Origin of the sequence: Massilia cellulosiltytica (assembly GCF_047325105.1) — a bacterium.
In the GTDB taxonomy this organism is placed as follows: Bacteria; Pseudomonadota; Gammaproteobacteria; order Burkholderiales; family Burkholderiaceae_D; genus Telluria; species Telluria orientalis.
The window spans coordinates 3,902,718-3,915,512 of record NZ_CP168562.1 but is presented as its reverse complement, the minus strand read 5'-3'; the positions used below and the strand labels follow the sequence as shown (position 1 = coordinate 3,915,512).

Below are 12,795 nucleotides of genomic sequence, written 5' to 3'. Positions count from 1 at the left end.
GTATTCACAAGCTCGGCAGGATAGCAGAGCATGCCGTTTTGCAAAATAAGTTGATAAAAACTGTTGCAATTCGTCATGGTAGCACGGGCGCGTCCTTACCCGAAAACCAATCGTGCGCGGTCATCGTTCGGTGCCGCACATACCGTGTCAAGGCCGTATGCGATAGTGGCAACGTGTCAGGGGCCCACTTGAAAGGACAGACATGAATATTCAAATCATCGTAAACGACACCCATCACGACAAATGTTTCCGCGAACTGGTGCACCAGCCCGTGACGGCGCTGCGCGACGTCACCCAGCAGCAGGCGGATGCGTTGCGTGATGCGTTCGGTATCAATACCATTGCCGACCTGGCAGACCTGAAGGTCGTGAAATGGGCCCGTGCGATCCGCACGATGGCCAGCGCCGAGGCCGAGCCGCGCGAAGCCATGGCCAAGGAAACGCTGCTCGACGACGCCGTGGAAATGACGTTCCCGGCCAGCGACCCGGTGTCGGTGGCATCCAGCATCACCCGTATCGAGGTAGCGCCGGAAAAGGTGGATGCAAGCTCGGACCACCAGAACGCGGCCGCCATCGAGGCGCACAACGAGCAGGCGGTCGGTTGCCGGGCGCTGGGCCCGGGCGGGGAAAAGACGGCCGGAGCCGCCTGATCCATCGCGGGCGTGCGCCAGGCGGCGCACGCCCGCTGTTGCTATCGGATCATCAGAAGTTCACGCGGAACTGCGCGCCATAGTTGCGCGGTTCGTTGACGATGCCCGTGAGGTTGTCGAAGTCGATCGCCGCCACCACCTGGATGCGGTTGGTGATGTTGCGGGCGAATGCGGCAACCTCGTACTTGCCGTTGTCCCACTTGTAGCCGACCCGCAGGCCGCCTTCCAGCAGGGCCTTCGCCTTGTACTCCTTGGCTTCGTACAGGAACATGTTGTACTCGGTGCGGTACGACCAGTCCGTCAGCGCATACAGTTCACCGTCGGCCAGCGGATGCGAGTAGCGCAGCGTGAAGTTCGTCTGCCATTTCGGCGAACGGGGCAGCGGCAGGCCGTTCAGCTTCTGCGTGTACGGGAACGGGCCGGGCGCGCCGGTCGGGGTGCAGCCGTTCACGCCGCCCGTGTTGGGCTGGTTGCCGCAGGTCTGCACGAACAGGTTCGGATCCTTGATCTCGGTGTCGTTGTAGCTCGCGCCGATGCTCGCGCGCCAGTCGTCCGCCAGGATCGCCTGGAAGTCCAGTTCCACGCCCTGGCCCGTGACCTTCTCCGCGTTGATCAGCTGGTTCATATTGATCGTGCCGCTGCCGGCCGTCAGCTGCTTGTCCTTCACGCGGTACTGGAACGCCGTCGCGGACAGGCGCGCGCGGCGGTCGAGCAGGTCGGCCTTGATGCCCGCTTCATACGACAACGCCTTTTCCGCACCCGCGATCGACGGTTTGTCGCCGAGGCCGTTCAGGCGGCCCTGCATCGATGGTGCGCGGTAGCCGGTCGCCACGCGCGCGAACAGATTCGTGTCTGCATCCAGCGCATACGTCGCCGATGCATCCCAGCTCACGTTGTGCGAATCGCTGTGCAGCGGCAGCGGGCCGCTCGTCTGCGGCGGTTCGAAGCGCTGCGCGACGAAGTCCTTGTTGTCGCTCGTATAGCGCACGCCGCCGCGCAGTTTCAGCTGGTCCGAGACCTTGTAGTTCAGCGTGCCGAACACCGCCCACGAACGGGCGTCCTGCGTCTGCGTTGCGTAGGCGTCGTTCTGCGGATTGCCCGGCGCCAGCGTGTTGAAGCTGATCGAATCGATGCGGATGTGTTCGTTGAAATAGAACACGCCGGCCATCCACTGGAGCGGATCCTTCGTGTTCGATTCGAGGCGGAATTCCTGCGTCGTCTGGTCGTGTTCCGGCAGCAGGTCGGCCGTCTCGACGGTGAACGGGATGAAGGCGTTCTGGCCAGGATAGTTCGGTCCCATCGGTGGGGCATACACGGCGCCGAAGCCGCCGTCCACGTCGCCGCGGCTGTAGAAGGACGCGTGCTCGTAACCCGTGATCGAGTGCAGGGTCATGCCGTCCAGGTCCCAGCGCAGGCGCAGGTTGGCGCCGCTGGTGCGCAAGGTCTGGCTGTTGCCGCCGTCGGTGGGGTAGCGGTCGTAGTCGAAGCCGTCGACGAGGTCGTTCGTGCCCTTCTTGATGATATTCGCGCGGAACAGGGTCGCATTGCCCTTCATGTCGCGGCCGTGGGCATTGAACAGCGCGGAGAAGTCGCGCGTCGGCTTGAACAGCAGCTGGATGCGCGCGGCGTTGTCGTCGTAGCCTTCGAAATCGCGGGTGTAGGCGTTGGGCCGCGGGTTGTGCACGCGGTCGTTGCGGTGCTGCGACTGCAGCGAGACGCGCAGCGCCAGCATGTCCGACAGCGGCACGTTGTACGCGCCTTCCGCATTGATCGTGCCGTAGTTGCCGGCGCCGAGCACGGCATAGCCTTCCGTCTTGAACACCGGTTTCGCGGAATCGAACTTGATCACGCCGGCGGGCGAGTTACGGCCGAACAGGGTCCCCTGCGGGCCGCGCAGCACTTCGACCTGGTCCACGTCGAACACGGGGAAGCCCTTCAGCATGGGGCTTTCCTGCACGATGTCGTCGACAACGAGGCCGACCGGCTGCGACGCATTCAGGTCGAAGTCGGTATTGCCCTGGCCGCGGATGTAAAAGCGGGGGAACGAGCGGCCGTAGTCCGATTCGACGTTCAGCGAGGGCGAGCGGCCCGCCAGGAAGCGGATGTCGGCGCCGCCCGACGTCAGCACGTCCAGCTTCTCGCCCTTGATGGCGGTGACCGACATCGGGACTTCCTTGAGGTTCTCGGCGCGCCGCTGGGCGGTCACGATCACGGTTTCCAGGCGCTGGCCGGCGGGCTTCGCGACGGCGGCGTTGTCTTGTGCGGTGGCGGCCTGGTCCGGCTCATCCGCCAGGGCAATCATGGGAAAGGCGCTCGTCACGGCGGCGGCGAGCAGCGTGCGGGCGAACAGGCGGGTAGGGCGTACGCTCATGGATATCTCTTCCTTGTCTTGATGCTTGTTTTTATTCTCTTTGTCATTTGGCAAAGATTACTCATCCTAGCAGTAAAGACATTTCGAAAAGATGTCGATGTATATATTTTGAAAACGTATAAATTGCTTAACTAAACGGTATTTGCCTGTGCCGACCGACTGTTGCATAGTGACGGGTTGCCGTTCACGATCGTATTTGCGGATTCCAGAGAGAGGACGGCGGCGAAAGCCGGTGCCGGGGCATCCCGTGGCATGCCCGGCGTATGATTCAAGCAACGTTTCCCCTGTTGTTAATGGCCAACACCGACGCTAGTTCTGCAGGTCCGGCGGGATGTCGTAGCTGAACGTCCTGGTGTCGAACATCAGCTTCCAGGTTTGTGCTTCCACCGGCTTGTCGTCCAGCGTGCCGCCCGCCGTCACCGTGATCGGCACGGGGATATTGCCGTTGACGGTGGCCGTGCGATAGGTCCAGCGGCGCTTGTCGCAGCGGGTCGGCGGTATGCCGCCGTCGTCGCCATCCTCCGTGTTCGCGATCTGCGCCAGCCAGGCGTCGTACGCGGCCTTCGCGTCCGCGCAGGACCCCTCCGGTTTCCCGTCGCGTGCGGCGAGGAATTCTCCCAGCACGGCGATCTGGCCGTCGTGCGGTGCCAGCACCGTATTCATGGTCGTGACGGCTTCGCTGTCCGGCTCGGCGTCCCAGCGCGTCTTGACGACCCAGCCCCACAGGTTGTCGCTGAGGGCTTCGAAGCGGACCTGTTCAGGCTTGACCGGGGCGTTGGAGAGGAAGCGGACCTGCGTATTTTCCTGGGCCAGGCCGCCGTCCTTGCCGTCCGGGTGCACGTAGAACACGCCATACACCGCCTGGCCGTCGCCGTTCACGGCGGCCCCGCCTGCGACGAAATACAGCTCGTCGCCAGCCGCCCCGTCGGGAATCTTCGCCTGCTGCACCACGCGCATCAGATACGTCACGCTGTCTTCGCCCACGTACAGCCACCCCTTTTTCGCGGCGGAGTATTTGCCGTAGGTCTGGCCCATCACGTCGTCGATGACGGCGGCTTCGTCGATCGTGACGCGTTTGCGCGCATCTTGCGCGTGCAGCCAGTAAGCAAGCGCGATCAGGGCCAGGGCGAGCGCGCCGACCGTGGCCAGCACATACAGCACCAGGCGGCTCCAGCGGCGGGACGGCCGGGCAGGGTGGACGGGCGTGGCGGTAGCCGGTTCCTTCAGGTCTTCCATGAGATCCTCAAAAGTAAAAAATCGAAAATGCTAAATTGCAATTGTGAAATCTTACATTAGAGGTGGGGAATGTTGTAAAGAGAAAAACAAAATGCCCGCGCAAGGCGGGCATTCGAGATGGGGACGGCGACGGTCAGCGATGCTGCGCCAGCTCCGGCGATGGCGCGACGGCCGGCGTGGCCGGTGGCGGCATGGTCGGCTTGACGGCCAGCGCGGCCTGGCGCGCGGCGCTGCCGTTGGCGCAATAGCGGTTCTTGCCGGCGCGCTTCGCTTCGTACAGCGCGTAGTCGGCGATGCTGATCAGGTCGACGACGTTTTCCGCGTCGTCCGGATACAGGCTGATGCCGATACTCGTCGACAACTGCAGGGTCAGGTCGTTGATGAAGAACGGTTCGGACAGCGCTTCGACGAGCTTGGCGGCCGGTCCCTGCGCATCGGCCAGGCTGTGCACGTCGGCCAGCAGGACGATGAATTCGTCGCCGCCAAGGCGCGCCACCGTGTCTTCCTTGCGCGAATTCGACAGCAGGCGTTGCGACACCATCTTGAGGATCTCGTCGCCGTAGGCGTGGCCGTATGTATCGTTGATCGCCTTGAAGCCGTCCAGGTCGAGGTACATCACCGCGGCCTTGTGGTGGTTGCGGTTGGCGTGCTGCAGGGCCGTTTCGATGCGGTCTTCCAGCAGGCGGCGGTTCGGCAGGCCGGTGAGGGCGTCGAGCAGCGCCAGTTCCTGCTGGGCGCGGCTGTACTGGGCCAGTTCCTTGTACAGCAGGCGCACTTCCAGCATGTTATGGATGCGCTTGTGCACTTCGAGCAGGTCGAACGGCTTGCTGATGAAATCACGGGCGCCGGCTTCCAGCGCGGCGATCTTGAAGCTGGGCTGTGCCGTCAGGGCGAGCACGGGCAGGTAACCGCCCTGTTCGATTTCCTTCAGGCCTTTCATGACCTGGAAACCGTTCAGGCCCGGCATTTGCAGGTCGAGCAGGATCAGGTCGTAGTTGTGTTCGCGATGCAGCGGGCACACCTGTTCCGGCAGCATCGTCGAACTGACGTCGGTGTAGCCTTCCTCGCGCAATATCTCTTCCATCAGTTCGATATTGTCCGGGGAATCATCTACGACCAGGATCTTCGCGTTCAGGATGTCTTGTCGGCTGGGCATGCGTACTCTCGTCAAATCAAGGCCGGTATTATTTGTTCCTTAACTACTCATACCAGCTCTAGAACAACATTTCATAGTCTAGCAAAACGCCGAGAATTTCTTGTAGGACAGCGCCGCGTCCTTGGGTAGGAACATCTTTCGTATTCCTCGAGTCCCTATTAGCGTACGCCATTTCTGCCCGCCGTGGCTGCGTCGGCACGATTCACGAACGGGGACGAGGGGCCGACAACGGAAGCAACTGTTGCAATTAGTTCACTCGGTTCGACCGGTTTGGAGATATGCGCCGAAAATCCGGCCTCCAGCGCGCTTAGCCGGTCTTCCGAGCGGGCGAATGCGGTCAGGGCGATGGCCGGGACCTGGCTGCCTTCCTCGCGTCCCAGGTGGCGGACCCAGTCGAGCAGTTCGAAGCCGTCCACTTCCGGCATGCCCAGGTCGCTGATCAGGAGGTTCGGCACGCGTTCCTTGAACAGGGCGAACGCATCGCGCGCGCTGGCGGCGATACGGACGGACGCGCCGCAATCGCTCAGGATGCGCTTGATCAGTTCGCGCGCATCGCGGTCGTCGTCGACCACCAGCACGTTGACGCCGGACAGGTCGAGCACCGTCATCTCCGGCGTGGCGGGCGTCGGCAGGATCATCGCGGCGCGTGCGCTGCGCGTCGCCGGCGGTTGCTGCTTGGCGAGCGGCAATTCGATGGTGAAGCTGGCGCCCTTGCCTTCGCCGGCGCTCTCGGCGCGGACGGTGCCGCCGTGCTGCTCGATCAGGTGTTTCACGATCGCGAGACCCAGGCCGAGGCCGCCGTGGCGGCGCGTCATCGATGCGTCCGCCTGGCGGAACCGTTCGAATACGTGGGTGATGAATTCCGGCCGGATGCCCGCGCCGTTGTCGCGCACGGTGATGGCGACGCTCGCATCGTTGCGGGCGAGTTCGATGCCGACCTGGCCATCGCGCGGCGTGAACTTGATCGCGTTCGACAGCAGGTTCCACACGACTTGCTGCAGGCGCGCCGGATCGCCCGCGACGAGGCCCGGATCGGCCGCGTACTGCTTGTCGATGCGGATGTTTTTCGCATCGGCCGCGGGGCGCACCGTCTCGATGGCCGCGTCGATGAAGCTCGCCGGCGCCACGGCCTGCATGTCGAGCAGGACCTTGCCGGACGTGATGCGGCTCATGTCGAGCAGGTCTTCGATCAGCTGGGCCTGGGCGCGGGCGTTGCGCTCGATCGTCTGCAAGCCTTTCTGCAGGTCGTTCTGGTCGCGGCTGCCGCGCCGCAGCACCTGGGCCCAGCCGAGGATCGCCGACAGCGGCGTGCGCAGTTCGTGCGACAGCGTGGCCAGGAATTCGTCCTTCATCTGGCTCGTCCGTTCGGCCTCGGCGCGCGCCTGGCGCTCGCTTTCGAGCAGCACCTTGCGCTCCTCGGCCGCGCGCTGGGCGGCTTCGTACAGCCGCACGTTGTCGATGGCGACGGCGGCCTGGGCCGCGATGCCGCGCACGATGCGTTCCGTGCGTTCGCTGAACACGTCCGCTTCGGGGTGGCCGAAGAACATGGTGCCGAGCAACTCGCCGGAATGGCCGACGACGGGCACGGCGAGATAGCTGCGCACGGCCGGGTGACCCGCCGGCAGGCCGAACGGGGGCGCGTCGTGCAGGCGTGCGTCGAGCGTGACGTCGCCGGAGCGGATCACGCCCGCCGGATGGTCCAGCAGGCCCGGGCCGAACAGGCCGGTGGGACCGGCCGCGCCGAACGCTTCGAATCCGACCGGACTGCCGCCGGACACGGTGTACAGGGTGAACAGGTTGTTCGCATCGGGCTCGTTGCCGTCGTTGCGTCCGTGGTACAGGAACGCACCCTGGCGCGCGCCGGCGATGCCCGTGGCGGCGTCCGTGGCGACTTGCAGCAGCGAGCGCAGGTCGCGTGTGGAAGCGAGCGCGCTGCCGGTGCTGTTGAGCAGTTCGAGCACGTGCGATTCGTCCCGCAGCGCCTGCTCGGCCCGCTTGACCTCGTCGACGTCCGTGTCCGTGCCGAACCAGCGCAAGACCTTGCCGTGGCGGTCGCGGACGGGATTCACCCGCGTGAGGAACCAGCGGTACTGGCCGTCCGCGCCACGGATCGGGTATTCCATTTCGAACGGATTGCCGCTCTTGATGCTGGCGCTCCAGCGCTCCAGCACGGCAGGCAGCACGGTCGGCTCGACGGCCGTCTGCCAACCCCAGCCCACGACCTGGTCCGGCGTCGTGCCGGTGTATTCGAACCAGCGCTCGTTGAACCAGACGATGGCGCCGTCGGCCTGCGCCATCCAGGCCAGCTGCGGGATCGTGTTGGCCAGCGCGCGCAATACCTCCTCGCTCTGGCGCAGGGCATCCGCGGCGCTGCGCCGGGCCGTGACGTCCTGCACCACGCCGGTCATGCCGAGCACGCCTTCGCGCCGCGCCTGGTCGGCGTAATCGGCGCGGCCCACGAGCGCCACCCAGCGCGGTTCGCCGCTCGGGCCCGGCAGGCGGCATTCCAGTTCGAGGTCGCTGTGGCCGGCAAAGGCTTGCAGCACGGCGCGGCGCACGCTTTCGCGGTCGCCCGGGTCGATGCGGGCGCGCAGTTCGCTCCACGCGAGCGGCTGCTCGGCCGGCAGGCCGAAGATGGCGGCCGCCCGTTCGCCCAGCATCACGCGGTCGCTGGCGGCGTCCCAGCGCCAGTCGCCCAGGCGGCCCGCGGCCAGCGCCACCTGCAGGCGGCTGTTGCCTTGCTGCAGGGCCTGCTGGTCGGCCTTGCGCCGGTTGATGTCCTGGAAGTACAGCGTCAGGCCGTCCGGCGACGGATGGGCGCGCACCTCGAACCAGCGTTTCAGCGCCGGCCAGAAGAATTCCTGGATCGCCGTCTCGCGGCTGACCATCGCGCGCCGGTAGACGGTTTCGAGCATGCTGCCGCGCAGTTCGGGGAACGAGGCCCACAGGTCGTGGCCGACCAGGCTGGGGCGGGTCTTTTGCAGGGGCGCGAGCATCTCCAGCGCGCGCCCGTTGATGTACATGATGCGCCATTGGTGGTCGACCGCGCAGAAGCCGTCGACCAGGCTCTCGAGCATGTTTTCCATGCGCGCATTGGCCGCGCGCAGGGCTTCGCGCGCTTCCTGCAGTTCGCGCGCGGTCGCGGCCGCGGCAGCAGCGGGCTGCGCGGAGGGATGCCGCAGCTCGTCGCGCTCGTTGCTCACCGTACGCCTCCCCGCGAGACCACCGCGGACGGCGCCGGGTCGAGCATGTCTGTCAGCTCGGAGAGGCGGGGTGCACTGCCGGTGGGCTCGAAATCAATCATCGCGTTGGGCTCTGCGCGCGCGACGGTGGTGCCGCGCAAAATGGACGGGCACAGCCGTCGCGGGCACGTCCGTCCACGGCGCGTAATGAGCCGTACACCGATTCTAGCCCAGCCCGGGCGCTTTGTTGCACACCTTTGGGCCATCGTTCAGGTGCGCACCGGCAGAGGATGCGCCACCTTGTCGAGCGCCTGCTGGAGCTGGTCCAGCTCGTAGGGCTTCTGCAGCGACAGGTAGGGGAATTCAACGTGGCGCAGCAGGGTGTCGCCATAGCCCGACGCGAAGATCACCCGCATCGACGGCGCTTGCGTCACGGCCTGGCGTGCCAGGTCGACGCCGGACATGCCGGGCAAGCTGACGTCCGTGAACAACACGTCGTATTGCCCGGCCGCCAGGCGCGCCAGCGCGTCGTTCGGATGGCCGACGCCGTCCGCCTCGTGGCCGAAGGCGCGCAGCATCTCGCACACGAGGTATTGCGAGTCGACGTTGTCTTCGACGACGAGGATGCGCATGGGACCGGCCGACTCGGCCGGCACTTCCGCCACGGGCGCGGCGGGCGCCAGCGCGCACAGCACGCCCGCGACGGCGTCGCCGTCCGCCCGCACGGGCGTGAAATACAGGTCGTAATGGCCGCTGCCGCCCGCGCTGCCCGCGAACATGAGGTTGCGGTCCGGCGCGTACGCGGCCTCGCCGCTCCAGGCGCGCCGCAGCTCGTCGCCCGCCACCGCCAGCGGCGGCGGCATCACGGGCGGTACGCCGCCGCCGGGGACCCGTCCGTACGCCGGCCCGGCCAGCGCGCCGTAGGCGTCGTTGAACAGCATCGTCATGTCGCGTCCCCACACGAGCAGCATGGGCAGGGGCGTGTTGAACATGACGTCGGCGGCCAGCCTCAGTGCCTGCGGCCATTGCTGCGGTTCGCCGAGCCGGGAAGCGGACCAGTCGTAGGAACTGGAAGAGTGTGCGGACCTGCCGGGATGGAGCATAGCGCGGTAAATATTGTTATCTAAACGAAAAGAGGTTGCATAGTACCCCAAATTGTAAGCAGGGGGCGACACGACTGCGCGTCCTGCGCAGAGTCGGAAAAGACGGCAACCGGGTCGTAAAACAACAACATCGTGCACTATAGATATTGCGCCACAGCATAGGTGGCACTGTGCGGGCGCCGGGGCAAAAAAAAAGCCCGCTACGAGAGCGGGCTGAATCTATCCTTGGAGGAGAATAGAGGAGACAGGTTCATAATGCTGCATCGCAAAAAAGAAATCCAATTTAGATTTGTAATGTCAGCCATTGCTTTTATAAATGACTCAGCCGTGCACGCTTCAATCGGGTCACTCTTGGTGCACCAAAGAAAATGTTCTACGATAGCAAAATGTTTAAAGACGCCTTGCTGTCGTTTTCGTATTTTCCAGTCGATCCATGCGTATGGACGCTGCCGCTGCGCGCCGCGTTGGCATGGTCGACCATACCCGGCTATCATGGACCGTCCATTTCCGGCCGTTCCGTAGGGCGCCGAAAGCCCGGGCGCTTCCTGCCACCGTCTCCAGTCCAGGGTTTGCCATCCGGCCGATGCATCGTCAACTGAAGCCATCCATGAATCGAGGCCTGCGGCGGTCCTTTGTCGGCTGGGCGCTGGCCTCGCTGGCCGTGCTGTGCGCAGGCGTCGGACTGATGCCGCCCGCGCGCGCGCAGAGCGCCGTGCCCGGCGTGCCGCTGGAGCGGCGCGTGAAGGCCGCCTTCCTGTACAAATTCCTCGGCTATACCGATTTTCCCGCGAGCGCGTTCGCCGACGCCACGGCGCCGCTGACGATCGGCGTGATCGGCGCCGACGACCTCGCCGTCGAGCTGGCGCGCGTGGTGGCCGGACGCACCGTCAACAACCGCACGATCGAAGTGCGCGAACTGCGCGAAAGCGATGCGGCGGCCCGGGTGCACCTGCTGTTCGTGGGCGGGAGCGATCCGCAGCGGGTCGCGCGCATCGTGCACCAGGCGCTGGGCGCGATGCTCGTCGTGACCGAATGCGACAACGGCTTGCAGCTCGGTAGTGTGATCAATTTCCGCATCGTCGACGAGCGGGTCCGCTTCGACGTCGCGCTGGATGCGGCGGAACGCAATGGCATCAAACTCAGTTCGCGCCTGCTGACGGTGGCGAACCGGGTGCAGAAAGGAGCGCAGTGATGGTGGTGCGCGACGGCGGCACGGTCCGCGGCAAACTGATTCTGATGGCGGTATCGACGACGTTCGTCGCGTTACTGGCGGCTTCCGTCGCCATGTTGCTGTTCGACCTGCGCGCGTTCCAGCGCTACTGGACGGATGACCTGATGACGCAGGCCGACATCATGGCGCGTGTGACCGCCCCGGCCCTCACGTTCAACGACGAGGAGACGGCGCGCCAGAACCTGGCCGTCCTGCGCGTGCGGCCGCAGATCCTTGCCGCCGCGATCTACACGAGCGACGGCACGCGCTTCGCCACGTACGCGGCGGCACCGAACCAGGCGATCCCGGCGCGCCCGGCGCCGTCCGGCTACCGCATCGAGGGCGGCGAAGTGGCGGTGTTCCGCAACATCGTGGAAAACGGCGAGATGGTCGGCACGGTCTACCTGCGCTCGCGCTACGGCCTCGTCGACCGCCTGTTCAGCTACGGCGCCATCCTCGGCGCCGTGATGCTGGGCGCGCTGTTGATCGCGGGCCTCGTCGCGTCGCGCCTGCAGGCGGCCATCACGCGGCCGCTCGCGGCCGTGACGAACGTCGCGCGCCAGGTGATGCAGCGGCGCGACTTCACCCTGCGCGTGCCGGGCAACGACAGCGGAGAAATCGGCGTGCTCGTGGCCGCCTTCAACGACATGCTGGCCGAGATCGGCCGCCGCTCGCACGCGCTGCAGGAAGCGAATGCGACCCTCGAACACGAGATGCAGGTGCGCGAGCGCGCGGAGGAGGCGCTGCGCCTCGCGGACCGCCGCAAGGACGAATTCCTCGCCACGCTGGCGCACGAGCTGAGGAACCCGCTGGCGCCGATCCGCACGGGCCTCGACATCCTGCGCCTGCGCAGCGGCGACGCGCAGGCGACCCAGCGCGCGACCGACATCATGGAGCGCCAGCTGCGCCAGATGGTGCGCCTCGTCGACGACCTGCTGGACGTCTCGCGCATCAATACCGGCAAATTCACCATCAAGAGCGGCCGCGTGGAGCTGAAGGCGGTCGTCAATGACGCGCTGGAAGTCGTGCGGCCGTACATCGAGCTGCATGGCCACGAGCTGACGATCGACCTGCCGGACCGCCCCGTGTTCCTGAACGGCGACGCGACCCGTCTCGCGCAAATCCTCTCGAACCTCTTGAATAACGCCGCCAAATACACGAATCGCGGCGGCCGCGTGGGCCTGAGGGCGACGGTGGACGACCGCACGCTGACGCTGGTCGTGTCCGACACCGGCATCGGCATCGCGCCGGACATGCTGGATACCGTGTTCGAGATGTTCGTGCAGGTCGATTCGACGCTGGAGCGTTCGGTGGCCGGCCTGGGCGTGGGGCTGTCGCTGGCGCGCAAGCTGGTCGAGCTGCACGGCGGCTCCATCGAGGCGCACAGCGCGGGCCTCGGCCATGGCAGCCAGTTCGTCGTGCGGCTGCCGATCGTCGTCGAGCCGGAGCTGCCCGCGAAGCCGACGCCAATGTCGTTCATCAGCGCGGAAACGTACCGCATCCTGCTCGCCGACGATAACGTCGACTTCGTCAACAGCATCGGCGCGCTGCTGACGGCGATGGGGCATAGCGTCGTGATCACGCACAATGGCGCGGATGCGCTGGCCGCGGCCAAGCGCTTCTGTCCGGATTACGCCTTCCTCGACATCGGCCTGCCGCAGATGTCCGGCTACGACCTGGCGCGGGGCATCCGTGACCTGTCGTGCTGCACGATGACCGTCATGGTCGCCGTCACGGGCTGGGGCCAGGAAAAGGACCGCCAACTGGCGTTCGAGGCCGGCTTCGACCACCACATGGTCAAGCCCGTGCGCTTCGAGCAGATCGAGGAAATCCTGGGGAACCGCAGCGTCATCAAGAAGCTGCGCACATAAAAAAAGCGGAAGCGCGT

General features: G+C 65.6%; 8 protein-coding genes. 3 read left to right on the top strand and 5 right to left on the bottom strand.

Translation table 11 applies throughout. The features are described from left to right. Nucleotides 1-202: 202 nt before the first annotated feature. Nucleotides 203-649, top strand: coding sequence for a hypothetical protein (locus tag ACEN9H_RS17080; RefSeq protein ID WP_229412137.1), 447 nt, complete (start codon nucleotides 203-205; stop codon nucleotides 647-649). Between the two features lie 52 nt (nucleotides 650-701). On the opposite strand, the gene ACEN9H_RS17075 is transcribed toward ACEN9H_RS17080, so the two are convergent. The 5 genes from ACEN9H_RS17075 to ACEN9H_RS17055 form a co-directional block, all read right to left on the bottom strand. Further along, nucleotides 702-3,020, bottom strand: coding sequence for a TonB-dependent receptor (locus tag ACEN9H_RS17075; protein WP_413671362.1), 2,319 nt, complete (start codon nucleotides 3,018-3,020; stop codon nucleotides 702-704). Between the two features lie 309 nt (nucleotides 3,021-3,329). Further along, the gene (locus tag ACEN9H_RS17070; protein ID WP_413671361.1) at nucleotides 3,330-4,256 is read right to left on the bottom strand and encodes a hypothetical protein; all 927 of its coding nucleotides are present in this window, start codon (nucleotides 4,254-4,256) and stop codon (nucleotides 3,330-3,332) included. Nucleotides 4,257-4,389: 133 nt separating this feature from the next. Further along, nucleotides 4,390-5,412, bottom strand: a complete 1,023-nt coding sequence (locus ACEN9H_RS17065; protein WP_413671360.1) for a diguanylate cyclase domain-containing protein — start codon at nucleotides 5,410-5,412, stop codon at nucleotides 4,390-4,392. A 158-nt stretch (nucleotides 5,413-5,570) separates the two neighbouring features. Beyond that, on the bottom strand, nucleotides 5,571-8,615 hold the full coding sequence (locus tag ACEN9H_RS17060) for an ATP-binding protein (protein ID WP_413671359.1): 3,045 nt from the start codon (nucleotides 8,613-8,615) through the stop codon (nucleotides 5,571-5,573). 248 nt (nucleotides 8,616-8,863) lie between these two features. Next, on the bottom strand, nucleotides 8,864-9,586 hold the full coding sequence (locus ACEN9H_RS17055; RefSeq protein WP_413671358.1) for a response regulator: 723 nt from the start codon (nucleotides 9,584-9,586) through the stop codon (nucleotides 8,864-8,866). A gap of 718 nt (nucleotides 9,587-10,304) precedes the next feature. On the opposite strand from ACEN9H_RS17055, the gene ACEN9H_RS17050 reads away from it, so the two are divergent. Next, complete coding sequence (locus ACEN9H_RS17050) at nucleotides 10,305-10,889, top strand: YfiR family protein (RefSeq protein WP_413671357.1); 585 nt, start codon at nucleotides 10,305-10,307, stop codon at nucleotides 10,887-10,889. Next, nucleotides 10,889-12,778 (top strand): ATP-binding protein, encoded by a 1,890-nt coding sequence (locus tag ACEN9H_RS17045; RefSeq protein WP_371765043.1) that lies wholly within the window; start codon nucleotides 10,889-10,891, stop codon nucleotides 12,776-12,778. Before ACEN9H_RS17050 ends, ACEN9H_RS17045 begins: the two co-directional genes overlap by 1 nt. Nucleotides 12,779-12,795 lie beyond the last annotated feature (17 nt).

Excerpts from the sequence above, each read along its gene's own strand:
- ACEN9H_RS17080 (WP_229412137.1), top strand. The coding sequence starts at position 203 with ATGAATATTCAAATCATCGTAAACGACACCCATCACGACAAATGTTTC.
- ACEN9H_RS17075 (WP_413671362.1), bottom strand. The coding sequence starts at position 3,020 with ATGAGCGTACGCCCTACCCGCCTGTTCGCCCGCACGCTGCTCGCCGCC.
- ACEN9H_RS17070 (WP_413671361.1), bottom strand. The coding sequence starts at position 4,256 with ATGGAAGACCTGAAGGAACCGGCTACCGCCACGCCCGTCCACCCTGCC.
- ACEN9H_RS17065 (WP_413671360.1), bottom strand. The coding sequence starts at position 5,412 with ATGCCCAGCCGACAAGACATCCTGAACGCGAAGATCCTGGTCGTAGAT.
- ACEN9H_RS17055 (WP_413671358.1), bottom strand. The coding sequence starts at position 9,586 with ATGTTCAACACGCCCCTGCCCATGCTGCTCGTGTGGGGACGCGACATG.
- ACEN9H_RS17050 (WP_413671357.1), top strand. The coding sequence starts at position 10,305 with ATGAATCGAGGCCTGCGGCGGTCCTTTGTCGGCTGGGCGCTGGCCTCG.
- ACEN9H_RS17045 (WP_371765043.1), top strand. The coding sequence starts at position 10,889 with ATGGTGGTGCGCGACGGCGGCACGGTCCGCGGCAAACTGATTCTGATG.